Source organism: Priestia sp. JSM ZJ58, from assembly GCF_044383985.1.
In the GTDB taxonomy this organism is placed as follows: domain Bacteria; phylum Bacillota; class Bacilli; order Bacillales; family Bacillaceae_H; genus Priestia; species Priestia zanthoxyli.
This window is the reverse complement of record NZ_JBISEM010000001.1, coordinates 2,010,163-2,035,610: the sequence shown is the minus strand read 5'-3', so window position 1 is coordinate 2,035,610 and position 25,448 is coordinate 2,010,163. Positions and strand designations below refer to the sequence as shown.

General features: G+C 39.8%; 25 protein-coding genes and 1 other annotated feature. Of the genes, 6 read left to right on the top strand and 19 right to left on the bottom strand.

Features of this window, described 5'->3' with window-relative positions; genetic code table 11:
• A complete protein-coding gene (locus tag ACH6EI_RS10845; protein ID WP_108674776.1) occupies nt 1-1,701 on the bottom strand; it encodes a pyruvate oxidase in 1,701 nt (566 codons plus the stop codon).
• Nucleotides 1,702-1,983: 282 nt separating this feature from the next.
• Here ACH6EI_RS10845 and ACH6EI_RS10840 point away from each other — a divergent pair, with 282 nt between their 5' ends.
• The gene (locus ACH6EI_RS10840) at nt 1,984-2,184 is read left to right on the top strand and encodes a cold-shock protein (protein ID WP_013057408.1); all 201 of its coding nucleotides are present in this window, start codon (nt 1,984-1,986) and stop codon (nt 2,182-2,184) included.
• Between the two features lie 196 nt (nt 2,185-2,380).
• On the opposite strand, the gene yjcZ is transcribed toward ACH6EI_RS10840, so the two are convergent.
• A complete protein-coding gene (gene yjcZ / locus ACH6EI_RS10835) occupies nt 2,381-2,518 on the bottom strand; it encodes a sporulation protein YjcZ (protein WP_013057409.1) in 138 nt (45 codons plus the stop codon).
• Between the two features lie 266 nt (nt 2,519-2,784).
• On the opposite strand from yjcZ, the gene ACH6EI_RS10830 reads away from it, so the two are divergent.
• The gene (locus ACH6EI_RS10830; protein ID WP_108674777.1) at nt 2,785-3,021 is read left to right on the top strand and encodes a hypothetical protein; all 237 of its coding nucleotides are present in this window, start codon (nt 2,785-2,787) and stop codon (nt 3,019-3,021) included.
• Between the two features lie 28 nt (nt 3,022-3,049).
• On the opposite strand, the gene ACH6EI_RS10825 is transcribed toward ACH6EI_RS10830, so the two are convergent.
• Complete coding sequence (locus ACH6EI_RS10825; protein ID WP_045292176.1) at nt 3,050-3,322, bottom strand: hypothetical protein; 273 nt, start codon at nt 3,320-3,322, stop codon at nt 3,050-3,052.
• A 142-nt stretch (nt 3,323-3,464) separates the two neighbouring features.
• Nucleotides 3,465-3,662, bottom strand: coding sequence for a hypothetical protein (locus tag ACH6EI_RS10820; protein WP_014459743.1), 198 nt, complete (start codon nt 3,660-3,662; stop codon nt 3,465-3,467).
• A gap of 308 nt (nt 3,663-3,970) precedes the next feature.
• On the opposite strand from ACH6EI_RS10820, the gene ACH6EI_RS10815 reads away from it, so the two are divergent.
• The gene (locus ACH6EI_RS10815) at nt 3,971-4,753 is read left to right on the top strand and encodes an SDR family oxidoreductase (RefSeq protein WP_048019146.1); all 783 of its coding nucleotides are present in this window, start codon (nt 3,971-3,973) and stop codon (nt 4,751-4,753) included.
• A gap of 16 nt (nt 4,754-4,769) precedes the next feature.
• Here the strand turns inward: ACH6EI_RS10815 and ACH6EI_RS10810 are convergent, their stop codons facing one another.
• From ACH6EI_RS10810 to ACH6EI_RS10795, 4 genes are all read right to left on the bottom strand, one after another.
• A complete protein-coding gene (locus ACH6EI_RS10810) occupies nt 4,770-5,546 on the bottom strand; it encodes an SDR family oxidoreductase (RefSeq protein WP_098999545.1) in 777 nt (258 codons plus the stop codon).
• Nucleotides 5,547-5,650: 104 nt separating this feature from the next.
• Nucleotides 5,651-6,613: a quinone oxidoreductase family protein gene (locus tag ACH6EI_RS10805; protein WP_098999544.1), complete on the bottom strand. Its 963-nt coding sequence runs from the start codon at nt 6,611-6,613 to the stop codon at nt 5,651-5,653.
• Nucleotides 6,614-6,731: 118 nt separating this feature from the next.
• Entirely contained in the window at nt 6,732-8,246 is a 1,515-nt protein-coding gene (gene scpC, locus ACH6EI_RS10800) for a succinyl-CoA:acetate CoA-transferase ScpC (protein ID WP_108674778.1), read from the bottom strand.
• A 131-nt stretch (nt 8,247-8,377) separates the two neighbouring features.
• Nucleotides 8,378-9,022: a LytTR family DNA-binding domain-containing protein gene (locus ACH6EI_RS10795; protein WP_014459738.1), complete on the bottom strand. Its 645-nt coding sequence runs from the start codon at nt 9,020-9,022 to the stop codon at nt 8,378-8,380.
• A gap of 158 nt (nt 9,023-9,180) precedes the next feature.
• Here ACH6EI_RS10795 and ACH6EI_RS10790 point away from each other — a divergent pair, with 158 nt between their 5' ends.
• Complete coding sequence (locus ACH6EI_RS10790; RefSeq protein ID WP_098999542.1) at nt 9,181-9,861, top strand: DUF421 domain-containing protein; 681 nt, start codon at nt 9,181-9,183, stop codon at nt 9,859-9,861.
• 33 nt (nt 9,862-9,894) lie between these two features.
• On the opposite strand, the gene ACH6EI_RS10785 is transcribed toward ACH6EI_RS10790, so the two are convergent.
• From ACH6EI_RS10785 to ACH6EI_RS10770, 4 genes are all read right to left on the bottom strand, one after another.
• Nucleotides 9,895-11,382: a DHA2 family efflux MFS transporter permease subunit gene (locus ACH6EI_RS10785; RefSeq protein WP_028413037.1), complete on the bottom strand. Its 1,488-nt coding sequence runs from the start codon at nt 11,380-11,382 to the stop codon at nt 9,895-9,897.
• A gap of 279 nt (nt 11,383-11,661) precedes the next feature.
• On the bottom strand, nt 11,662-12,219 hold the full coding sequence (locus tag ACH6EI_RS10780; protein WP_014459735.1) for a 3D domain-containing protein: 558 nt from the start codon (nt 12,217-12,219) through the stop codon (nt 11,662-11,664).
• Between the two features lie 552 nt (nt 12,220-12,771).
• Nucleotides 12,772-13,656, bottom strand: a complete 885-nt coding sequence (locus tag ACH6EI_RS10775) for a superoxide dismutase (RefSeq protein WP_098627470.1) — start codon at nt 13,654-13,656, stop codon at nt 12,772-12,774.
• Between the two features lie 139 nt (nt 13,657-13,795).
• Nucleotides 13,796-14,626 carry a glycosyl transferase family 2 gene (locus tag ACH6EI_RS10770; RefSeq protein WP_098999541.1) on the bottom strand — a complete coding sequence of 277 codons (831 nt, stop codon included), beginning with the start codon at nt 14,624-14,626 and terminating at the stop codon, nt 13,796-13,798.
• 231 nt (nt 14,627-14,857) lie between these two features.
• On the opposite strand from ACH6EI_RS10770, the gene ACH6EI_RS10765 reads away from it, so the two are divergent.
• Nucleotides 14,858-15,523 (top strand): cupin domain-containing protein, encoded by a 666-nt coding sequence (locus ACH6EI_RS10765; protein WP_098999540.1) that lies wholly within the window; start codon nt 14,858-14,860, stop codon nt 15,521-15,523.
• Nucleotides 15,524-15,580: 57 nt separating this feature from the next.
• Here ACH6EI_RS10765 and ACH6EI_RS10760 read toward each other — a convergent pair whose 3' ends face one another.
• From ACH6EI_RS10760 to ACH6EI_RS10750, 3 genes are all read right to left on the bottom strand, one after another.
• Nucleotides 15,581-15,817: a hypothetical protein gene (locus tag ACH6EI_RS10760; protein WP_226313298.1), complete on the bottom strand. Its 237-nt coding sequence runs from the start codon at nt 15,815-15,817 to the stop codon at nt 15,581-15,583.
• A 55-nt stretch (nt 15,818-15,872) separates the two neighbouring features.
• On the bottom strand, nt 15,873-16,457 hold the full coding sequence (locus ACH6EI_RS10755) for a hypothetical protein (RefSeq protein ID WP_108674779.1): 585 nt from the start codon (nt 16,455-16,457) through the stop codon (nt 15,873-15,875).
• A gap of 84 nt (nt 16,458-16,541) precedes the next feature.
• Entirely contained in the window at nt 16,542-17,249 is a 708-nt protein-coding gene (locus ACH6EI_RS10750) for a Type 1 glutamine amidotransferase-like domain-containing protein (protein ID WP_098999538.1), read from the bottom strand.
• Between the two features lie 106 nt (nt 17,250-17,355).
• Here ACH6EI_RS10750 and ACH6EI_RS10745 point away from each other — a divergent pair, with 106 nt between their 5' ends.
• Complete coding sequence (locus ACH6EI_RS10745) at nt 17,356-17,859, top strand: immunoglobulin-like domain-containing protein (protein WP_098999537.1); 504 nt, start codon at nt 17,356-17,358, stop codon at nt 17,857-17,859.
• A gap of 42 nt (nt 17,860-17,901) precedes the next feature.
• Here the strand turns inward: ACH6EI_RS10745 and ileS are convergent, their stop codons facing one another.
• The 4 genes from ileS to ACH6EI_RS10725 form a co-directional block, all read right to left on the bottom strand.
• Nucleotides 17,902-21,000, bottom strand: coding sequence for an isoleucine--tRNA ligase (gene ileS / locus ACH6EI_RS10740; RefSeq protein ID WP_098999536.1), 3,099 nt, complete (start codon nt 20,998-21,000; stop codon nt 17,902-17,904).
• 52 nt (nt 21,001-21,052) lie between these two features.
• Nucleotides 21,053-21,294: a binding site (T-box leader), on the bottom strand.
• 89 nt (nt 21,295-21,383) lie between these two features.
• The gene (locus ACH6EI_RS10735) at nt 21,384-22,370 is read right to left on the bottom strand and encodes a GIY-YIG nuclease family protein (RefSeq protein ID WP_098999535.1); all 987 of its coding nucleotides are present in this window, start codon (nt 22,368-22,370) and stop codon (nt 21,384-21,386) included.
• Nucleotides 22,371-22,472: 102 nt separating this feature from the next.
• Nucleotides 22,473-23,354, bottom strand: a complete 882-nt coding sequence (locus ACH6EI_RS10730) for a phosphorothioated DNA-binding restriction endonuclease (protein WP_014459724.1) — start codon at nt 23,352-23,354, stop codon at nt 22,473-22,475.
• A 336-nt stretch (nt 23,355-23,690) separates the two neighbouring features.
• Entirely contained in the window at nt 23,691-25,037 is a 1,347-nt protein-coding gene (locus ACH6EI_RS10725) for a sunset domain-containing protein (RefSeq protein ID WP_397377268.1), read from the bottom strand.
• Nucleotides 25,038-25,448: the final 411 nt, after the last annotated feature.

Genomic DNA, 25,448 nt, shown 5'->3' with positions numbered 1-25,448 from the left:
TTATAGAGGAGGCAAATCTAGCTTGCCTTCTTGAAACAATTCTTTCACCATGTGCTTGGCATACCCTGTTGCTTGCCCTAGCGTAATCTTTGCTGGCATAGGCGCTTCATTTGCATCGACGATTACATCGATAATGCACGGTTTATTCTGTCTAACTGCACTTTCAAAAGCCGGAAGCAGCTCGTCTTCCTTTTCTACTCGGTAGCCAACACCTCCGCAGATATCTGCATACCTAGCAAAATTCGGGTTTGTTAAATCCGTCCCAAATTCAGCATTTCCCATTACTTCTTGTTCAAATTTAATCATGCCGATTTTATGATTATTAAATAGCACTACGACTAGCGGAAGATTGTATTTAACGGCTGTAATAAAATCTGCCATTGTCATAGCAAAGCCGCCGTCTCCACATATCGCAAACACCTGCTTCTCGGGATAAGCAATTTTTCCAGCAATTGCGCCCGGTAGCCCGCAGCCGAGAGTTGCTAGCCAGCTTGAAATTACAAACTGCTGATTTGTCATACGAAAATGACGCGCCATCCATACTGTGACGTTTCCTACATCTACAGACAAGACCGAGTTATCATCCGCTACGTGCTGAAGCGCTCGAATCACTCGCTGAGGCTTGATAGGTACACTTTCTTTGGCTTCTTGGGTATCAAGCTGATTCCACCACTTTTTCATACGTTCTTGACTTTGCTCTAAAAACTGGCGATGCTCTGAGCGGCCAACGTTTTCTAAAAACCACTGAACCGTTGCTTTCGCTTCTCCTGCAAGCCCTGCATCTACAGGATATCTTTTGCCAATTTGTGCAGGATCAATATCAATATGAATCGTTTTTGCATGGTCTGGCAAAAAGCCTGTAAACGGATAGGACGTCCCAATCATGATAAGCGTATCCGCTTCTTGCATTGCTTCATACGCTGGCTTTGTCCCGATTAATCCAAGTCCTCCAAGACAATATGGATGCTCATCCGGTATTGCGCCTTTTCCAGGAAGCGTAAGGACAATAGGTGCTGCGATTTTTTCTGCAAATGCAAGCAGCTCTTCTCTCATTTCATGTGTGCCTCGACCGGCTAGGATAACCGGACTTTCCGCTTTACCAATCAAATCTTTTGCTTTTTCAAGATCTTCTCTATGGGGGAAAATGTCTTGCTTGACAATGATGCTTGATGTTTCTCGTGCTTCTGATCCAACTTCAAAACGAGGAATATCATCGGGAATGGTTAACACAGCCACACCTTTTTTAGCATAAGCTGTTCGAATCGCTTGATTAACAACAGTCGGAAGCTGCTCAGCGGACATGACTCGCTGGTTATATACAGCCACGTCATCGAACATTCTCTCTAAATTAATTTCTTGAAACGCATCGCTGCCGATGAGATCTGATTCTACTTGCCCCGTAAGTGCTAAAACGGGCGCTTTGTCTAATTTGGCATCATATAAACCATTTAGTAAATGAATTGCTCCCGGTCCGGCAATAGCCGTGCATACACCGATTTTACCCGTTAGCTTCGCATATGCAGCTGCTGCGAGAGCTCCCGCTTCTTCATGCCTTACTTGAATAAATTTAATTTTATCCTGGGCTTTGCGAAGCGGTTCAATAATTGAATTAATGGAGTCTCCTGGCATGCCGTAAATATGATCAACGCCCCATTCAATTAGCAGTTCAATCAGTTTTTCTCCAGCTTTTTGTTTAAACATATGACTACCCCTTTCTTCTTATATATAGAGATAGTGTGACCTGATACGCTCTTTCTTACTTATTTTCAGCCGTATAATTTTCGTTTTCTTTCGTTAAAGGAAGACAACATCTTCGTTAAATTTTCTTCATTCCTTGCAATTATCATTATCTTTTGCTATTCTATAAGAAGAATTATTTTTGTTCGGCAACAATCGATAGGTGAATACTTTCGTCTTAAAGATTTTGATCATGAGCAAGGATAGTAATACAATGTGTGCATAGCACACGAGGAGGCAACATTCATGGAAAAAGGTACAGTAAAATGGTTTAACGCAGAAAAAGGTTTCGGATTTATCGAGCGCGAAAACGGCGACGATGTATTCGTACATTTCTCAGCAATCCAAAGCGAAGGATTCAAATCTTTAGACGAAGGTCAAGCTGTAACATTCGACGTTGAAGAAGGTCAACGCGGACCTCAAGCTGCTAACGTTCAAAAAGCATAAGTAGTAAAAAGACTCTGATTTCAGTCAGAGTCTTTTTTTTATGTAGAGCTACGCATAAATTTTTTTAACATGTAGTTTATACACGTTATTATAAATAGTAAACTAAAAGAGTCTCTTCATTCCGAAGAGACCTTTTGTGGAAGAAATAGTTGAAGAAATAAAGTGTGGATGTTGCATCGTCCTCATTTTTTAATAATTAGCACCAGCCGCCGCCGAAGCAAGAAGCGCCGATGATGATTAATAAGATGAAAAGTACAATGATTAAAGCGAAACCGCCGCCGCAGCCACCGCCGCCATAACCACAACCGTATCCGTAACCTCCGTAGTATCCCATGTGTTTCACCTCCATTTGCTATACTTTAAGATATGTGGATTTAGTTAAATTGCTCCTAATAATTCCATAGAACTTTTGAAAATGTTTGTCATACACTAAAATACTGAGCTTCTCAAACAAGTTCCACAAAGTGATAAAATATCTGATTTTATGGGCATTTACTCCTCTTTTCTTTATCTTTTAAAAATGTAATCGCTCCCTTTTTCATGAATGTACAATGCGCTGAATACCTTTAGTTATGTACACTCACACAGGAGGGATTCAATATGTTAACACTCGAAATTTCAAAGCAAATCGTTAAAAACGTCTACCCTATTGTCTTATCGAACCGCAGTAAAATCTTTCAAGAGGAAGTGAGCGTCGCCGCCTTGCAAGACTACTTTGGTCTTGATCATGCCTTTAGCGTATATGCAGCTGCCACCATTATTTATCAGCTAGAAGCTGACGGATATGTATCCAAACCTCTGAAACGCAACGAATACAAGCGAATTTTTCTCAAATAAAAACAAGCATCCCACAAGGATGCTTGTCTTATTTATAGCTATACCTGTCGAATAATTGCTCGACTCTTTTGTGATAGTCCGCAAGGTAATCAGAGAGCTCCGTTTTGCTCAAATTATTGGCCTGCTCCTCAAATAGTGACAGCAGAGAAATTTTAATCATTTCCATTTCCGTTTCCGAACGATTTTCATTTCGCAAATCTTTTCTTAAATTCCACAGGCTTTGCTCCATTTCATGCTTTAATTGTTCTAGTGAGTGTGGTTCTTCAAATCCGGCACGAATGTCTTTTTTAAATCCACTCATCTTATCACTCCTCGCATTTGCACCTGCTAGATAGTATCTAATGTATACTATACCATAAATAACTATACGAGGCTTAAGCATGCATTTTAAGCAATTGGTCACAAAATAAAAAACATCTCTTTGGATGTCTTTACGTTACTTTTTATCTTACTTCGTCTTCTTCACCTTTTACATATTTAAAAAATGAATCAATCATTTCATTTAAAAAATCATTTCGATCTTCAAAATTCATAATTTCTAAAAACTCCACAATATCCTTATCTAAGCTAATAGAAGCGGGAACATAAGCAGCTGCTTCCCTTCTTTGCGGGAATGGAATCACATTATCTTTCTTCTTCATAAAACACCGTCCTTTTTCTGTGCTTTACTAGTGTAAGCTTTCAAGGAACGATTTGCAAGTCCCTCTGATGTAAAATTTTATATAAACATTCTTCTGAAAAGACAGAGTATATCTTTAGCTACTCAAGTAAGCCTATTTGAGATTAGCCTTTTTCGTGTTCTGGCGTCATATTAATAATTCGCCGCTGTTTTCTCTTTTCCTTTTGGCATCTTTTAGCAAATTTAAACACAAATAGTTTAAAAGAGGTTTTTATTTCCTTCTTATAGGTTAAAGAAAGGAAACAACATTTTTATATGGAGGGGTTACAAATGATTGCATTAACTGGAAAAGTTGCGCTTGTGACGGGAGCGGCATCTGGAATTGGACGCGCTTCAGCCATCACCTTAGCTGAACAAGGAGCGCGCGTTGCTCTTTTAGACTTAGAGGAAGAAAAATTACAAGAAGTAAAAGAGACCATCATGGCGAGCGGTGGAGAGTGTATAGCCATTAAAACAGACGTATCTGACTCTGAAAGTATAAAAGAAAGTATCGAAACGATTAGCAGCTTATGGAGTCAATTACATATTGTTTCTATTAACGCAGGCATCAACGGTACGTTTTCTTCTATTGAAGAACTATCACCAGAAGATTGGACAAAAACAATTGATACAAATTTAACGAGTACTTTTTTAACCGTGAAGCATTCTATTCCTTATTTAAAAGCTCAGGGAGGAAGCGTTATTATTACTAGCTCGATTAACGGCAACCGTACATTTTCAAACATCGGCATGAGCGCATACAGTTCCTCAAAGGCTGGCCAAATGGCCTTCGGCAAAATGGCAGCTCTTGAACTTTCTACATACGGAATACGCGTTAACGTTATTTGTCCAGGAGCAGTTGATACAAATATTGAAAGCAATACATTCCGTCAAGAAGACAAATTAAAAGAAGTCGCGATTCCAATTGAATATCCAAACGGCAATCAGCCGCTTGCTAAACGCTCGGCTAAGCCTGAAGAAGTAGCAGATTTAATTTCCTTTTTAGCTTCTGACGCGTCCAAACATATTACCGGAAGTGAAATGTTTATTGACGGCGGAGAATCGCTGCTGTAACGTACAAGCCCCTGCATTATCTGCCAGGGGCTTGTTTTTTGCTTTTATGAACAACGTCTACTCCACCCGAAGCAGATATAATGCTGCCTGTAATCATATCTGAGTTTTCATCACAAAGAAACTCAATAATACGCGCAATGTCTTCTCCCGTACCTGATCGGCCCACAGGCGTTTCCTTGTCTTCTAGTAATCTTGCTTTTATGATATCACTTTCTTTCATGTCTCCTACAATATCTCCGGGACAGACCATATTGGCCGTAATCCCGTATTCGGCTACTTCTAGAGCAAGCGATTTGGTCAGAGAAGCCAGCCCTGACTTAGCGGCACTAAAAGCCGCGCGGTCCATCCATCCAGGGGTATGCTCTACATCTTGAAAACCGTATGTAATAATCCTTCCAAACTGCTGCTTTTGCATAATAGGAACAACAGCTTTGACAAAGTGAAAAACAGAGCTTAAATTCCCTTCCACCATTTCATACCATTCACTGTCTGTGTACTCCATTAATTTTTTTCTTTCAAATACATACGGACCTGCATTATTAATTAAAACATCAATACGTCCAAACCGCTCCATGGCCTGCGCAACGACATGTTCAATATCTTCTTTATTTGTTATATCTCCTTCTACAAACTGTACGTTATCGCTATATTGATGCCATTCTTCTTGCAGTTCTCGCACTTTATTTTTATCACTGCGAAAATGGACAGTGACGGAATACTGCTTTTTCAGAAACTGTTCTGTTACTTTTTTGCCGATACCTTTATGACCTGCCGTAATTAATGCATGTTTCATCGACCTTCACCTCTTTTACTCTACTTCTCTACTATATATATTAGACAGCTCCTTGATTTCTCCTTTACTAACAGAAAAAAGCCCTTGACGAAAGGGCCTTTCTTTTACGGTCTTAACAAAATTTTCCCTGTACTTTTCCGGCTTTCAAGTAGCTCATGTGCTTTTGCTCCGTCTTTTAAGTCAAATACCACAGGATCGGTTAGCACAAGCTGACCTTTGCTGATCCACTCAAACAGCTGCTGTGCTCGTACTTTGCGTTCTTCATAAGATACAAGTACGTTCCAAAGATCTCCGCCTGTAAGCGTTTTAGAGGTATCCATCAACATACGCGGATCCACTGGATCCGGATCGCCTCCTGCCATTCCGTAAAATACCACGGTTCCTCCTGTTTTTACGGCTTCAAAGCTTTTTTCTAGCGTAACCCCTACAGATTCGTAGGCAACATCTGCGCCTCGCTTCGTTACTTCTTTCACTTGTTCCACCCAGTTATCTTCGTATAAAAAGACATAGTCAGCCCCTGCTTGAGCCGCTGCTTTTGCTTTTTCAGAAGATGACGTTAAGCCAATAACCTGTCCGCCTAACAGCTTGGCAATTTGAACTAAAAGCTGCCCTACACCTCCAGCAGCTGCGTGAACAAGTACATAATCACCCGGCTGAATGCTGTAGCTGTCTTGTGTTAAATAGTGAGCCGTTAACCCTTGCAAAAGCACAGAAGCAGCTGCATCAAACGAAATATCGTCAGGTACAGCAATTATTTTATCCTGTGGCACGGCAACAAGCTCTGCATTTGCAAAAGGAACGTCAGCAAACGCAATGCGGTCTCCTACGTTAACGTGACTTACTTCTGCTCCTACTTCTTCTACCACACCTGCTCCTTCATATCCTAAAATATACGGAGGTGTACCCGTTAAATGGTAGTTCCCTTTTCTTCGGTACACATCCGCAAAATTAAGTCCAATTGCTTTTGTTCTTACTAGTACATCTGTTGGTCCAATAGAAGGATTCGGTATATCTTGATAGTGAAGAACGTCAGGTCCTCCAAATCTTTCAAATACTAATGCTTTCATATATAAGTTACCTCGTTTTCTTTATGTATTCCCTTTCATCGTAATTCAAAGAGATAACAAACACAAGTTTCTTACTCAGCAAAAAACGCTTTGTCTCCTCATGAGACAAAGCGTTTTTTTAATTTGTTTGCCCTACAACTTCTCGCATCGTTCCATTTTTTTGATAAGACGTATGAAAAGAAAAGGCTTTTTCAAGAACGTGCGGTGTTTGGCCGCCTCGCGTGAGCGCTTCTTTGTAATACGCCATAAGCTGGTCGCGGTACATTGGATGTGCACAATTTTCAATGATTCGTTTTGCTCGTTCTCTTGGAGCGAGTCCGCGTAAGTCTGCGTACCCTTGCTCTGTTACAATGACATCCACATCGTGTTCCGTATGATCAACGTGCGAAACAAACGGCACTATGCTTGAAATATCACCGTTTTTAGCAATGGATTTTGTTACAAAAATGCCGAGACGCGCATTTCGGGCAAAATCCCCTGAACCTCCGATGCCATTCATCATTTTTGTTCCCATCACATGCGTTGAATTAACATTTCCGTAAATGTCTAGCTCTAGCGCAGTGTTAATGGAAATTAGTCCTAAGCGACGAATAATCTCTGGGTGGTTTGAAATTTCCTGCGGGCGAAGAATAAGTTTATCTCGATAGGCTTCAAAATTAGAGAAAACTTGTTTCATTTTATCCGCTGAAAGCGTAATCGAGCAGCAGGAAGCAAACGTAACTTTTCCTGCGTCAAATAAATCAAACACGGCGTCCTGCAATACTTCGGAATATACTTCTAAATCATGAAACTCAGAATCTAACAAACCGTGGAAAACGGCATTTGCCACGGATCCAATTCCAGATTGTAAAGGAGCAAGCGATTCAGTTAATCGCCCTTCTGTAATTTCTTGGCGTAAAAATGAAATCAAATTTTGAGCCATCACAACCGTTTCTTCGTCAGGTGCTACAATTGTAGACGGTGAATCTAGCTGATTTGTAAACACAATACCCTTTACTTTATCTAAATCAATTGGTATGCCTAACGAACCAATACGATCATCGGATTTTTTCAAAGGAATTGCATCTCGCTTTCCTTGAGCGCCCGGATCATACAGATCGTGAATACCTTCTAACAGCTCTGGCTGCGCTGTGTTTATTTCAATAATAATTGATTTTGCATGCTCGGCAAACACCATTGAATTGCCGATTGACGTTGTTGGAATCATCATTCCGTCATCTGTGATAGAAACCGCTTCCAAAATAGCGAAATCTATTGAATCTAACACGCCTGAACGCACCCATTCAGAAGTATGCGATAAATGCTGGTCAATAAACTGAAATTCACCTTCATTAATTTTTTTACGCATCGTCGGATCCGCTTGAAACGGCAGGCGTTTGTTTAACATGCCTTTTTCTGCAAATAGCTTATCCACATCTGACCCAAGTGAAGCACCGGTATACACGCTGACTTTTATTGCCTCAGTTTCCGCTCGTTTCGCTAGCGCAAACGGCACAGCTTTGACATCGCCCGCGCGTGTAAAACCGCTTAGACCAAGCGTCATTCCATCTTGAATCCAAGACGCTGCTTCTTCAGCAGAGACAACGCGATTCTGTAATGCTTCATGCTTAATTCGATTACGTACGTTTTCCATTCTCTTCACTCCTTGTTTTTGCTCTTTTTACCATTTTACTGTAAAGAAAGCGTCCACAAGAGTTTTTGGAATGAAATGGACAAAAATAGCGACAAAACAGCATATTTGATGATAATGAAGCTAAATGACGGTTAAAACCCAAGCAGCTTTCGAAAATAACTGGCGTACGACTGACTGACCGGAATTTTTTCTCCATTGTTCATCACTAATAAAAAGGTTGAATGTGTATCAGGATAAATTTCTTGAATTTGCGTCACATTGACGATAAAGGAACGATGACAGCGCACAAACTCTTCTTTTGGAAGCACATAATCAAATTCATTTAACGTGTATTTATGCGTACCCGTATACTTCTGTGCGTACACATAGGTTTTTCGGTCACGCGCTTCTACGTAGATGATTTTTGAGAAAGGAACCGGTATCCATCCTTCGTTCACCTTTAACGTCACAACTGACTTTCCGCTCGTTAACGCAGGAAAAATCGCCGTTACGCATCCTTGAACATCTCCTTCATCTAAAAAAGGCACGGCCATGCCGTAGTAAGGTGTGCCGAACACGTCTCGGTGAATAAATTCCGATACTTTTTGCTTTCGTTCTAATGCTTTATATGTAATCGTTCCTTTTTTTATTTGATCTCCAGGGCTGATTTTCAAATTAATTCGTTTGCTTGCTCGGTAATACACGTACGTTTCTAGATCTGAAACGGCAATCGACGCTTCATCGGAGAACAATTCACTGATAACATCTAGTAGGGCTGAGGCTTTAAATGGTTTCATGGTTTCACCTTCTTTTGTCTAGTTAAACACGTTGCTTCTTTATTGTAGCGCAAAAGCAAAAGCGATTGGGAGACAAGCATGGAATTTATCCTTTTAACTGCATAAAATTTCTATTTTTTCACAACATAAAACAATGAAATGAAGGAAGGGTGAAATGTATGGGCTATGCTGAATCGACGTTTCGAATCGCCTGTTCATTTTTTGTGCTGCTTCTTTTAACGCGGCTCATGGGGAAAACAGAAATTAGCCAGTTAAATGTATTTACATTTATTACAGCAATTACGATTGGTAATATCGCTTCTTCCCTCTCCACCGATGAGCGAGTGGAGATTGATAAAGGGGTTTATTCACTGCTAGGTTGGACATTTTTAACGATCGCTATGGGCTATATTGGAATGAAATCGAAAAAAGCGCGGCATCTTATTACCGGTGAGCCTAAAATTGTAATTAAGCAAGGGAAAGTGATGGAAAAGGCATTAAAACAAGTGCGGCTAGATATTGAATCTCTTTTAGGCATGCTGAGGCAGCAAAACGTATTTTCCATAAAAGATGTAGAATACGCCATATTAGAAATCAACGGAAACCTTTCCGTTATGCAAAAACAAGATAAAAAGCCGAACTCATGGTCAAAAACGCTTTTATTTCCCACTTCAACCGGCGTTATTTACGATGGAAAAGCGAATGAAGATGCGTTGAAGGACCTGCATGTAGATAATAATTGGCTGCATAAGCAGCTCGAAAAAGCGGGAGTCAAATCAATTGATGACGTCTTTTACGCTGAGGTTCAGTCAGACGGATCGCTTTACATTGACTATAAAAAAGACAAATTTAACTCATAAAAAAAATCCGTACCAAAAGGCACGGATTTTTTATTAGCTTGCTTTTTTTACACGATTTGTAATGGTATCTTCTTTTGGTGATGTTTTACGAATAAAGAAGGCTAACACAAACGCGATCACACTTAAAATCGTTGCAATCATAAACGCATCGTTAATACCCATTGCCGTACCTTGATTCACAGCTTCAGCCATACTGCCTTTATCTGTCGGCAAAATTTGCTGATTCGTTACGATGTTTTTCACGTGTTTTTCACCTTGATTCATCATAATGGATACAAAGAACGCCATTCCTACAGCTCCAGCAACCATTCGAAGCGTATTAACCATCGCCGTGCCGTATTTATTTAAGCTAAGCGCAAGCTCATTTAATCCTGCTGTAAAGATTGGCATCATAAGCAGCGACATACCAAACATACGAACAGTATAAACAATCATCACATACATAAATGTTGTGGTCGTTTCAAGTTTTGTTAATTCATATGTTGTCACAACGGTAATTGCTAAACCAATAACAGCAAGCCATCTTGCGCCGAACTTATCAAACAGTCGTCCTGTAATCGGAGACATAATCCCCATTACAATTCCCCCTGGCAGTAACAGCAGGCCTGAAAGAAACGGTGAGAAGCCCCGTACGTTTTGCATATAAATCGGCATTAAAATCATACCTGAAAACATTGCCATTGTCACAATCACGTTAATAATTGTTGTTAATGTGAACATACGGTAACGGAAAATACGGAATTCAAGAAGCGGCTGATCAATTTTTAACTGACGGAAAATAAAGAACAGAATTGAAATACCGCCTACAATGAACATGGCTAATACTTCAGTGCTGGTCCAGCCCTTTGTACCGCCCGTAGCGAACGCATACAGTAAGCCGCCAAATCCAATTGTTGATAAAATAACGCCAAGCACGTCTAGCTTAGGTCGGCTTGTTTCCGTAACGTTTTTCACTAAAATAATTGCCGCAATTACGTTAATAAGTGCAATTGGAAACATCATAAAAAATAAAACACGCCATGAGTAGTGCTCAACGATTAAACCAGAAAGCGTCGGACCTACTGCCGGTGCAAAGTTCATCGCTACTCCAAAAATCCCCATCGCAAAACCGCGGCGGTCAGGCGGGAATAACGTAAAAATAACGTTTGTAATTAACGGAAATAAAATTCCTGCTCCTGCAGCTTGCACGACGCGTCCCACTAAAATAACGGAAAATGTCGGTGCAATACCGCAAAGCAGTGTTCCTACTGTAAACAGCCCCATTGCTGTAATATACAGCTGCCTCGTCGTAAATCGATTCATTAAAAATGCTGTAATTGGAATAACAATTCCGTTTACTAACATAAAGATGGTTGTTAACCAGTTGCCCGTAGCCGCCGTTACATGGAAATGATCCATCATTTGCGGAAGCGCAATGTTAATCAGCGTTTGATTTAAAAAAGCGACGAGCGCTCCCATTATCATTACGCCAAAAATAGACCGAGTTCGGGCTTGATCGGACTGTTGTGTTTGTGTATTCATTTTAACAAGACCTTTCCCTTTAAAATTATCTGTATGTAAATCTTCAGATGACAAACAGGTTAAGAATATAGTTTATGTGTTCATTCTATTAATTTATGTCACGAATATTTAATGAACTTAATTATATACCGAATAAATATATCCGTTTCCGAAATATTTGTCAACAAATATGATCATTTTCGTAAAACTTTTCCATCAGTATATATAAAGTAGCATGCCCTTTAATGAAGAAAAAAATGAGAGCCCTTCAACGAAGGCTCTCATTTCCTTAAGAAATACTTATTTTAAGATTTGAACTTTTACTGTTTTTCTTCCCCATTTTAACGCTTCTTTTTGAGAAGGAAGAAGAACGTCAATTTTATTTCCTTTAATCGCACCGCCTGTATCAGCTGCGATTGCCGTGCCATAACCTTCTACGTATACTTTTGAACCAAGCTTGATCACTTTTGGATCGACAGAAATCACTTTTTGATTTGGATTCTTTTTCAAATCGATTCCAATCGCCGTTTTTCCGCTGCAGCCTTTGCAGTTCGCTGTGTACGCTGTTGCTGTTACTTTAAATTCTTTCACAACGTTTGAAGACTTCGCAGGCGCTGCTTTAGCAGGCGTGCTTGATTTTACTTGTGATACTTTTAATACTTGTTTCGGATGAATGCTGTCTGACTTTAAGTTATTCCACTGTTTCAGCTGACTAACCGATACTTTGTATGTCTTTGCAATTTTGTATAGCGAATCTCCGCTTTTTACTGTATATGTATTTGTTGCAGCTGATGCACCACTTGCCACACCGAACAGTGACATTAGAACTAAACTGAACGTAATCATTGTCTTTTTCATGTAATTGATTTCCCCTTTATCTACCAATACATAAAAAATAACACATGAATATTACAGTTATATTTCAGTAACATGTCAATAGTTTGATAGTTTAGTTACAGTAAAAATAAATATTCTTCCTTTTAAACTAGTAAATTAATCACCTTAGCATTTTAAAAACATACATATTTAGGCATATAACGGTGCTTTTACACACATTTATATTAGATTATTTCATTTGTAACATTTAACTGGTTCTAGAGGCTTATACTTTATTTTAAATTGGTTATTTAGAACATAGTTTATTTAAAATTAATAAATGCGTTAAAGGATCTTAATATAAATCACTTTTTACACCGCAGTTGATTTCCGTGCAAGACTTCGCTTTCCGCGGGAGTCTTGCCCTCCAATCAACTGCTAGAAGCGTATACATATATCACCGCGATAACAATAAAAAATCCGAACGAGTTGGATTCTCCATCAAGAATCTCAATTCACCGTTCGGATTTCCCTTCAACTAAAATGCTTTTATCATAGCCTTTTTATTTGAAATTAAAATACCTGCAATACTTGTTAATACGGCTGCCACTGAAGCATTCTAGCTGCCTCAAACCTTTTTTCTACATTCGGCCAATAAACGATTTTCCACCAATTATCAACGTAGGGATCACGTTCATTTTTGTACTGTAAATAATATGCGTGTTCCCATACGTCTAATACAAGCAGCGGAATCGTATCCCACTGCGTGAGAAGCTGATGGCGCTCAGCTTGCAGAACTTCAAGCTTTCGCGAACGCGGCGACCATACTAAGATTGCCCAGCCAACACCTTCTACTTTTTTAGCGGCTTGAGAAAAGTGCATCATAAACTTCTCATAGCTGCCAAAGTCTTTTTGAAGCTGCTGCAGCAGCTGGCGCCTCGGTCGTCCTCCTCCTTCTGGACTCATAATCTCCCAAAAGATTGTGTGTAAGTAATGACCGGAGCCATGAAAAGAAGCTTCCCGTTCCCAATGTTTTATGAGGTCAAAATTGTTTGTGTTACGGGCTTGCTGCAGCATGAGCTCTGCTTTATTTAATCCATCGACATAGCTTTGGTGATGCTTGCTGTGATGAAGACGCATAATTTCCCGGTTAATATACGGTTCAAGAGCTGAATAGCTATAGCCAAGCGGCGGCAGCTCATGCTGCCCCGGAGCTATCGATTCCCTCTCCCTGCCGTCGTCTCCAAGCCGCTCTTTTAAGATTTTATCAATGTGCCGTACCGCATTATTGATTTCTTCTAACGTATATTCGTTCACATCTTCTTCACTTAAATATTCAAGAACGTCTTCTTGCGTGCGCGTGATATATGACGTTATATCTACTTCTGTAAAGGCTTCTTCAAATACAGGATCACATACTTGTTCAAGCCAGGTCTGAACTTCCATCAAGTATCTTTTTCTCTCATCTTGATCGGCCATACTTCCCCTCCTTACACCTCATCTTCACTATCATATTCAAAAGAAAAAGCAACATAACTTCCTACTTGTATCTATTGAGGTAGAAAATTCGACATAAAAAAGCAAGAGCTCCTTAAAGGATAAACTCTTGCCTTTTTTCTTATATCTTCTTCGCCATATTCACATAATCAATCGTTTCTTGCTTACTAACAGCTGCGTGCTTCAGCTTCGGGTTATAATAGAGCTCCACTTTTATATTATTAATTTCACAGTCGTCTGGCATATCCTGCAAATCCGTTAGAAACGGCAACAAGTGATTGTTCATATCGTATTCAAACGCCCCATTTTGCAAGTAATACACCTTTGGCACATAGTTAATATGGCGAAAAAACTTCACTACGTTAATTCGCTCACCGTATGAGGCGATCACTTCATCTTCTGTCAAGTTCGGATAAGATAAATTAAACACTTGTCGAACCGGCGTTTTCAGCCACTTGGTCAAGCAAGTCTGCGGATTATTGACAAGCGCTTTTGCTCCTTTTACGTACCCCGCTAAAAACATTGACATAAAGCCGCCGCCCGAAGATCCGTAAAATAGCACATTAGACGGACTCACCTGTACTTTTTTCATGAACTTTTCAATTAAAACCGCAATGTCTTTTAAATAAAAACGGTCGCTTGTCCCTTGCCCCCACGCAAGCGATACCTTTCCTAAATAAAGCGTAGGATCGTTATAATAAATAATTGAATCTTGGAATTCATTCATCCACGAATGGCGCTGAAAATATGGAGGACCTGCCGGCATTTCTTGACTTGCTCCTCCTCCTGAACCAAACACAAGCAAATGAGAAGACTCTTTTTTTAATCTCACCAAAAACTCAAACAGCACTCCGTTCCACTCGACTCCTACTAAAATGGGCTTATCAAACGGCAGCTGAAGTTCATCCAGCTTTTCATACGTACTATTTATCTTTTCATATTGATCAAGCAACAGCTCTGCAACTCACTTTCCTTAAAATGATCCGTCTTATGCGTCTGACATTGATCATGGCTCTGTAAAAAAAGAACCTGTTACAGTGTATGAAAATCAGTGGACAAATGTTTGTACACGTTATCAAAAATAGGCCTTACCTACATATCCTCCTAGGCTTCTGTCACGAAATAAAACTCTCTACATACGATACAGCATCATAAAAAATTCAAGGATAGGAGCTGGAGACCCTTGTCAACGCCCTATATGGATTACAATAATCCAAACGTACAATACTTTTCTGATGTGAACAAAAACAGACTTAATACGCGAAACGATCAAAATTACATTAACCGATTGGGCCGGGATGTGCTCAACACATTAGGAAATGTATCATTACTTGATATTTACTTAAGCAAAAGCCGCGTAGTCGAACCGCATTATCACCAAAATGCCGCTGAGCTTGTCTACTGCATTTCAGGCTCAGCCGTCGTTTCATTAATCAATCCGTTTAACAACGAAGTCACAAATATTCCGATTACTCCCGGTCAAGTAGCCAATATCCCTCAAGGCTGGTGGCACTGGGAAATTGCGTCTGAAGACAATACGCATTTACTTGCCATTTTTGACGCCCCTTACCCGGAATATATTTTTGGATCGGACATTTTAAATAAAACGCCTATTGAAGTCCTTGCTCACACGTACTGCTTAGATCCGGAGCAGCTAAAGAAAACGCTGGCTCCGCTAAAAAATCAAACCATCGTGATTGGACCAACGGACGAATGCGGAGAAAAAGAACACTATAAAAAGAAAAAACAAGTAGGCCCTGTACACCACCAGCAGCCTACTTATACGTATCCTCCGCCTCAAAATCCTTATTACTCTCCTCAAAATCCCTATCACTATCGATATTGGTAGAGACAAAAAAACCCCGCTGCCAGTGCAACGGGGTTTTTTAACGAATACATAACGTTATTAATCTGTATATGTACTGTGAAAAGCGGCTTCAATATATGCAACTTGGAAATGATAATGTCCAATTAAATATTTCACAATATCCACTTGATCGATTTTGCCAGGCTTATCGACCATCGCTTCTTTCACCATTTTTTCAAATGTACCTTGATCAAATTGTTCTTCATGAATAACAATTGTTTCAGAGTACGTTTCGCCTTGCCCTTCTGAAATACGGTAGTAATACAATTTCTTCACCTCAATTTATCTTAAATGTATGTATACCCTTAACTACTCATTTTAAAACATTTTTTCAGCGTTCTTTTTCTACTTTATGATAGGCTGCGGCTTTTGCTTTTACGAGCAGCCTTGTAACCCAATACGCTACTAACGTTATTCCTATATCAATCAGAAAAATATAAAACAAGCTCATTCCTTTTCCTGAATCAATAAATTTAAAATGGTGTTCAAGAGGGGCTAGCCCAAATGAAAAAACAGCGCTCAGCAGAATTGTATACAGATAAAAATTCTTTTGGTGATTCGTACAATATTGATAAAGCAGCAGAAAGCCTACCGGCAAAATAGAAGCGGTAATATTCGTTGCGTTCGGAAGCAGCGGCGTTAAAAAAAACGTGTGCGTTAAATGACCGCTTCTCCCAAGTGCAATATCAATATATGCCCAGAGCATGTGCACTGTGTAACCGAAGAAAAACACCTCAAAGATCCTCGTCCGATCTACGGTAAAATACAACAACACAAGAGGAAGAACGAGCGAAGCAACCACCACCCAAAACTGCCAGTTTCCGAAATCTGAGTACTGATGCCAATACGACGATAATAACTCCTGGAGCTTATCGCTTTGTTCATGTATGTTTCCCCAGTATTGTTTATAACTCACTGAAGCACCCTCCTATATAGAATCTCTGCTTATGTATGTACGAATAAGCTCCATTTTATACAGAGAAACATGAAAAGCGGCCATTTATTGCTTGTGATTACCCAAATTGGTCACCGGGAGTTCACGTTCAATTACTTCTTCCTCTTTTCGATCAACAGCGTACGCTTTTGCTGTTGCCCTTGAGCTAACTGACGTGGATAGCTTCTCATCTTTAAAATGCAGCGCGACTCCGTCATCTACAGCGTAGCCTTCTTTCATTTCCCCGCTTGCCATTAACTCATGATACGAAGGTCTTCGATTGCTTTCTCCGTCGTAGTGAGGACAGTTGCTTCCCGTTAAAAATCCTAAACAGTCGATTTTAGACAGTTTATTGTTCATTGAATCGGTGACGCCTTCTTCAAACCAGCAAATCGAACCTGCGCTTATTCCCGCTAAGATCACTCCTTTTTCATAAGCCTCTTTTAAAATCGTATCCAGTTCCCATTCTTTCCATAAAGAAAGCATATTCCTTGTATTACCGCCGCCTACATACAAAATATCGTGCTGCAGCACATATGCTTTTAAATCTATAAAGTTTGGTGAAAACAGCGATAAATGAGACGGTGTACATACCAACTTCTCAAACGCTTCATAAAACCTTTCTATATAATTATCGGCATCTCCGCTGGCTGTAGGGATAAAACAGATTTTCGGCACATCTATATGAGCTTGTGAAAGTATGTATTGATCCAGAAGCAAGTTATCCGGCTCCATCGAAAAACCTCCGCCGCCCATGGCTATAATTTGTCTCATTTCAATTCTTCCTTTCAAAAAAGTGATATAGAAAATGTAAATTCATACTATTTCAAACAAGAAGTTTTCCGTATAATGGAAGAGTAAAAAAGGTGGTGCAAAGCTTTTGAAAATAGTACGAACACTTTTACTAATACTAGGTATTTTTATTATCTTGTTTTGTATCTTTGGCTATATCGATTATAACGGTCAAAAAATGGATTTAGGAGCCAAACAAGAAAAAAACATCCCATCTTCCATAAGCATTGACGGGAGAACTATTACGCTATCTGCTGTAAGCGAAAAGTACGATAAAACGCAGTTTGGCTTTTTTGTTATTCAAAACAATTCGACGCATACCTTAACGATTCCTTATGAAAATACGGCGGATCACTTAAAAGACGGAAAGTGGTACGAAGTTGTGCTAAACGGATTGGAGTTTCCTGATAAAACTGTCACGCTGAAGCCAGGGAAATCACTCAAATTAGATATCGCAACTCCTAACTACAAAGTAGGAAAATATCGTTTTGTTCAACACTTTAAAGATGAAAACGGAAAAGAGTATGTACTAGCGGCTCCTTTTGAAATCGTTTGGCCGAGTCTTAAAAATGTTCTCGGACAGTTTGATTAAAGGTAAAAAAGCACTTACCTGCTATGAGGTAAGTGCTTTTTATCAGCTCTGATTTAAAACGCTAAGCGTAACTTGCTTTGTTCCGACTTTTACCGTCTCTCCGTTTTCGGTAGCTTCTGTCACATGAAGACTGTGTAGCAAAAGATTTTCTTGAAGCAGCGTTTCAAACTTCTCGACAGCTTTCTGCACTTCTTCGTCTCCGCTAAGCTCCAAATCGATACGTAAATTCACGGGTAAATCCAGCTTTTTACGATAGTCTTGAACCGCTCGAATTACTTCACGAGCGACTCCTTCCTGCACAAGTTCTTCGGTTAACGCCGTATCCAACACCGCAGTATACATGCCGTTTGAAGCAACCGCAAAACCTTCTTTTGGCACTTTTTCAACAAGTACGTCTGCCGTTTCAAGCGTTAGGTTTTCTCCTGAAGCAAGCGTAACACTTAGCTTGCCTTGTTCAACAAACTCTTTTCCTTTCTCTTCTGAAAGGTTTTTCAGCGCTTGGTTGACCTCATTAACTTGTTTCCCGAACTTTGGTCCAGCCTGTTTAAAATCAAGTTTTAATACGTATGAAACAAGTTTGTCGTCGTCTTGCTCCACGTTAAAGTTCTTTACATTAAGCTCATCTTTGATGACATCACGATATGCTTTCCACTCTACATCTTCTTCCGTTACCACAAGCGAAAGACTTTGCAGAGGCTGCTTTACTTTTAACGAATGCGTATTTCGGATGCTTCGGCCTAGTTCCACCACTTGAAGCACCGCTGCCATTTCTTTTTCCAGCTTTTCATTCACTTTGGTTTGATCACACACAGGATAGTCTGCCAAATGAACGCTTTTTCCTGTCAGATTTTCATGAATATCATCCGCAACAAACGGCGTAAACGGCGCTAACAGCTGACTAAGCGTGACTAACACTTTATGAAGCGTATCGTAAGCCGCTGCTTTTTCGCCGTCCATCCCTTCTGACCAAAAACGATCGCGAGAACGTCGTACATACCAGTTGCTTAGCTCTTCAATGAATGCTGCGATTTCACGAGCGGCATTTGTAAATCCGTAATCTTCAAGATGTGCTGTTGCTCGCTTAACCGTACTATGCAAACGCGAAAGAATCCATTCATCCAATTTTGTTTTTTTCAATTCATACGTTTGCTCAGGGTCATAGCCGTCAAGCTTGGCGTACAGAACGTAAAAGCCGTACACGTTCACAAGCGTATCAATAACTTTTGATTTCGCTTCTTGCACGACCCGCTCTGAAAACTTCTTCGGATTCCAAGGTGCACTGTCTGCTAAAAGCGCCCATCTAAGCGCATCCGCACCAAATGTATGAATAAGATCAACAGGGTCTAGCGCATTTCCTTTACTTTTAGACATCTTTTGACCGTTTTCATCTAACACGTGGCCAAGAGACAAAACGCGCTTATAAGGCGCTTTTCCAGTAAACAGCGTTGAAACTGCCATCAAGCTGTAAAACCAGCCGCGCGTTTGATCAATTCCTTCTGCGATAACGTCTGCCGGGAACTGCTTTTGAAACAGTTCGCTGTTTTCAAACGGATAGTGATACTGCGCAAACGACATCGATCCGCTGTCAAACCAAACGTCAATCACTTCCGGCGTTCGCTTCATTTCTCCGCTGCAGACCGGACACGTCAGCCGCACGTCATCTACATAAGGCTTATGAAGTTCAATGCTGTCATCAACGGAATGAGACGCATGATTTTGAAGCTCTTTGATACTTTTCGGAGCTACTTGATGCGCACATTCCCCGCATTCCCATACGTTCAGCGGCGTTCCCCAGTAGCGCTTTCTGCTGATGTTCCAGTCCACCATATTTTCTAAAAAGTTGCCAAAGCGACCGTGCTTGATATGATTCGGGTACCACGTCACGCTTTCATTGTTTTTCAAAAACTGTTCCTTCAACGCCGTCGTTTGGATAAACCAGCTTTCATTTGCGTAATAAAGAAGCGGCGAGTCGCATCGCCAGCAAAACGGATAGCTGTGCTCATGCTTTTCTTTATGATACAGCACGCCTTCATTTGCTAAATGACGAACGATATCAACGTCGCAGTCTTTCACGAAACGTCCTTGAAAAGGCGGCACTTCAGACGTGTACTGTCCTTTTTCATCCACTACGTTCACAAACGAAAAGCCGTTTTCTTTTACGACTCTGTAATCATCTTCACCATATGCAGGTGCTAAATGAACAACACCCGTTCCGCTTTGATCCGTTACGTAATCAGCCGTTACGACTTCATGCCCTTTTTCCACTTTCACAAAATCAAACGGCGGCTCATATGACATCCCTTTTAACTCATTTCCTTTATGATGAGATAAAACCGTATACTCTCCTTTTAACACTTTGTCTGCAAGTGCTTCTGCCACTATATACACGCTGTCGCCTTGCTCAGCGCGAACGTAGTTCATCTCTTCATGCACCGCAAGCGCCACGTTTGACGGAAGCGTCCAAGGCGTTGTCGTCCACCCTAAAAAATACTCATTATCGCGGTTTTTCACTTTAAATTTCACCGTTACCGTTAAATCTTTTACATCTTTATACCCTTGCGCTACTTCATGCGAACTTAGCGACGTTTGACAGCTCGGGCAGTAAGGTGATACGCGGTGGCCTTTATAAAGAAGTCCTTTGTGATGAATCGTGCCAAGCACGTTCCATACGCTTTCAATGTAGGAATTCTCTAAGGTGATGTAAGGGTCTTCCATATCAACCCAATAGCCAAGCTGCTCCGTGAACGTGCGCCATTGTTTTTCATACACAAACACACTTTCCTTACACTTGTTGATAAAAGCTTCTACGCCGTATTTTTCAATGTCATGCTTCCCCGATATCCCGAGCTGCTTTTCGACACCGAGCTCTACCGGCAGTCCGTGCGTATCCCAGCCTGCTTTTCGGATCACTTGATGCCCTGTCATCGTTTTATAACGAGCCACCACGTCTTTAATCGTCCGGCCTAGCGCATGCCCCACGTGAGGCAAACCGTTGGCTGTTGGAGGCCCTTCATAAAATACAAACGAAGGATGCCCTTCTCGATTTTGAACCGACTGCTGAAACACATTTCCTTTTTGCCACTGCTGCTGGATACGCTGTTCGCGCTCTTGCGAAGACTCCCTTACATTCACTTCTTTCATGTGATACCACTCCTTTTAAAGTTAAAAGCACACAAAGAAACCCGTCCCTATGACTAGGGACGGGTTTTAACCGCGGTACCACCCTGGCTTCTATTGATCCGTTCATCAATAGCACTCAGCAACGTACAATCATACGCGTTCTTTTTAACGGTAGACTACCGTTCAAACTTACTTATCGTTCAGTTTGACTTCTCAGAGAGGATATTCCCCTGCAGCTTGAACACTGGCTTTCAGCTATCACCAGCTCTCTGTGGAACAAACTTGCAGCGTACTGATTCTCTTCAACGAATTTGTGTGCTTTTATTAGTAGTTATTTTATGCGCTTTGGAAGGGAATGTCAATGTTTTAAAATCCTTATTGAAATCCAAAGGTTTAGATCTAAGTTATTTTGTTTCTGCACTTAACATTTGATCGATTTTATTACGCGCTGTTATCCCGTTCTTATCTTTCCATTCAGAAGTTCCACTGCTTCTTCGCTGTGTCACAAACACTGCCGCAGCTGAGATAGAAGAAAAAATTTGATCTTGTACCAGCATGTATCTACCATCTTTTATTTCTAGTACACCGTTTTCTAGAAAAGTATTAATATGGTCTTGCTGCCTTTTAAGTTTAGCTCCTTCTAGCTGTTGTTCGCTCGCAAGCAAAGCTCCTTTATAGACAAGAAATCCATCGCTAACATATTTCCCGGTCGCATACGCATCTCGGCGCTTACAATATAGAACGTCCTCTACTATTACTGATTTTATATCTTTTGACAAATGTGTCTCAACTTGAACAACCTCTTCTATCGCTTGCTCTGCTTCAATCTTTGGTATGTCACCAGACTGTACAGCTTCGCTTTCATATTCTATTCCATTTGAAGCATCCGCAAAAATGGAAAAGCCTAACCCACCAAGTAAAACTTTAATAACATTAAAAATATCTGTCAGGTCGTCTCGTCTAAATTCACGCACAAACGGTTTTGTGGGAACGGTTTGATTAATATCATATGTACCAGAGCGCATGGCTGCTAGATAAGAAATATGTTCTAAGTATTTTACATCAACTTTATCTAATTGATCTTGAGAAGCATTAGAGACAATTAACACGGCCACATCCCAAAAACTTTTACCTGTTGATGGACTAGCATGCTGTCTTAAACGTTCATATCCCACTTCTGCCTCTCCAATATATGCCTCTTTATCTTCTCCAAATAAAAAATAAATGCCGGGCTTTTCTACTTCGCTTTCACCCTTTAAATCTTTCAAACTATTTCTGGGAATGAATACAGCCTGTATCGTTGTATTCGGCACCTCAGATACTTTAATCCCATTTGGATCTTCATCGTAAAACCAAGTCTGTATTCGTTTCGCACCGCTTTTTCGTAGCATCTTTCTTCCTCCGTCTATATCTTCTTGAACGTATTTTAACTGACATTACAATATGTAAATCACTTCCTAATTATAGACGCAGCAATCTATCATTCACAAAAATTAATTTATATCACCTGCTTGATATCTAGCAGGTCCCCTAAATACTTCTCTAACATGCCACCCAAGAAAATCTTCACTCGGCTGATACGCCGGATGAATAGGATCTCTAAGCTTTTGCCCGTGAAACTTCATAAGCCATTCTTCAAATCCATTCGTCCCGTGCGCTTGAGTTGCCACTAACAGCTCATTATGATCTGAAAAAGTAAAAACTCCTCGATCAAATAATTTATGATGCATTGAACATAACGCGATTCCGTTACTTTCAATATCTGGCCCTCCCGCTTGATGCCACTTAATATGAGCGGCCTCTACACCAACTAAATTATGTCCAAGACGAACGTTAAACCCACAAACAGCGCAGCTATATCCGTAAGCTTGCAGAATTTTCTCTCGAAACTTTGGATCTCTTCTTCGCTTTAACTGTGTTTCAAAATCCAAGCCTACGGCTCTTAATATATCTTCATGGATCGTATCCGGAAAATGTTCATTTAATAAAAATTGCGCGACGTCTTGAAGCAGCGTAGGATCATTTGCAAAAAGGTTATAAACATCCTGTCTAAAACCGCCTACTATATTTGTACTTAGTAAATATTTATCTGTAAAGCTACGCTTATCCACTGCTTCGCTTAGCTCCCATATTCCATCTCCTGTCAAACGAACAAAAGGATGCTCTGGATGGTAGGAACTCCGAGAAGGTCCAAACTCCATAAGCAGCTCTTTTAAAGGGATTTTCACCTCCCTATACGGCAGGTGCATTCGTTGCTTGGCCTGTAGCTGACCTAGGGCATACAGTATCAACAATGGTTTGTGCGGAGCTCGTTGATCCCTTTTTTTCCAGATGTTTAAGTTCTTTATTTTTTGTAGTACTTCTTCTCTGTTCATAAGCTTGCTTTAACTCCCATCTATAAAACTATTTAAAACCTTAGAGCTAAGACCGTTTTTGAAAAAGTATTAATAAATGTAAGTATAATAGCTAATTCTATTATATGACAGCATTAGATGGGCCAGTGAACTTTATTTACAGACGCGTTTACAAAACTCTACTTTAAGCTTTCTTACCCAAATTATTTTGTTCAAAGTATTCTTTTTTCATATCTTTTCTGCTTTTAAAACTTACTCGTCCTGTGCCTTTAATACATACGTTATATTAATCCTCTCATAAAGAAAAAAGCTCTCCAAGAAACATATAGGAGAGCTTTTAAAGGTTGCATACATTTTTTATCGTTGGGATTCTCTATATCCAGCTGCTTGTGCATCCGCTTCTGAACAAAACCAAACAATGTTATCTTGAGTTCTGTCATAATAAGCTCCGCCAGGTACGTGGTAAATTTTCGAGTTTTTGTTACCTTTGATTTGACCCGAACAAGACATATTAGACTGTTGATCATCACTCGGATCATTTTCAAATGGCTTATAATTTCCACTGCTGCTAGTAGAACTGCTTGTTGTAGCCTGTTGACTAGCTGCTTGTTGTTGAGCTTTACGCTCTGCTTCTTCTTTTGCCGCTTGCTCCTGAGCTTTTTGTTCTGCCTTTTCTTTTGCTGCTTGTTCTTCAGCTTTTTGTTTTGCTTCTTCTTTTGCTGCTTGCTCCTGAGCTTTTTGTTCTGCCTTTTCTTTTGCTGCTTGTTCTTCAGCTTTTTGTTTTGCTTCTTCTTTTGCCGCTTGCTCTTCAGCTTTTTGTCTTGCTTCTTCTTTTGCCGCTTGCTCCTCAGCTTTTTGTCTTTTCTCTTCTTTTACTGCTTTATCACTATCATTCTTTTCAACTTTTTGCTTGCTGCTATCAGCAACATCTTTTTTAGATGCAACAGTGACGCTGTTTTGCGAAGAACTTACTTGAGTTGAAGCAGGAGTAGATGTTGATTCTTCATCACTAAAGATTCCAACAATAAATAAACAACTAAGAATTAAATATAGATAAGAAAATAATACACGTTTTCTTGTTTTGACTTTAAATTTAGGCAATACCCATTTTGGCTTTATTAATCCAACAAGGAAACCTATGATGCTTAGAAGGAAAAGGAATAAAGATAGTCCCGTAATAAAATTATGAGTAGATGCTGGTAACAAAGCATTTAAAATAAATAAAAGAATTAATGTATAAACAGTCGAAGCCATAAACATTTTCCAAGTTGTCTGTGAACGATATCCTAATACCTTAGTCCAGACAGGTCTTTTTACTACGTTAACTTCCATAGAAGAGTGGTTACGAATAACTTGCTCTACTTCCTTTCCTTTTACCTCTATTGTAATATCCCTATTTTCACCATGACCTACAAATGTAAATACTGATTTTGCAATGCTATGGTCAATTGTAACGCTAGAGAAATCAGCCCATTCATACCGCTCAATTAACATTAAATTCTGTTCAGCGTTGTTGTTAAATTCATAAAAATTCATACCTTTATCGTCTACTGACGAGTAGCATAGATTTGAACTTTTTTTCCTGTAATTAGCTTTTGATACTAGCAACAGCTTATTTTGACTATTTGTATAATCGTTCTCTATATAAGCTTTTGCAATTGCTTCATTGGATTCTTTTTGGTTCTTATACCTTGTCTTAGACATTTTGACCTTTCCCTCACTCTTTCTTGATTCCTTACACTAATAATAGGTAAGTTAGTGTGAACCTACTAATATTCGATTCATATGCAACTAATCTATCTTACAATAAAATGTTGTATAAACGGGCACTATATTTCCTTTAATTTCTTTAAAAGGGCTATTTTAGATTTGGCCTGCACTTATAAAGGGAGCGAAAAGATTAAAAGAAGGAACGAAATGTTATGAGTATAATATTTTCAGCTTCATCTCCATTTTCATACTCTTTCTTGTTCTTATTTTTGTAATTAAGCAAGGAAATGTTCCTTATTAACAACATCTACTCAAATAAAACCATCGGCTAAGATTTAGCCGATGGTTTGGTTCGTTAGAGTCTTTATTTATTTCTAAGAATGTTCATCTGCATAACCTGGCTTC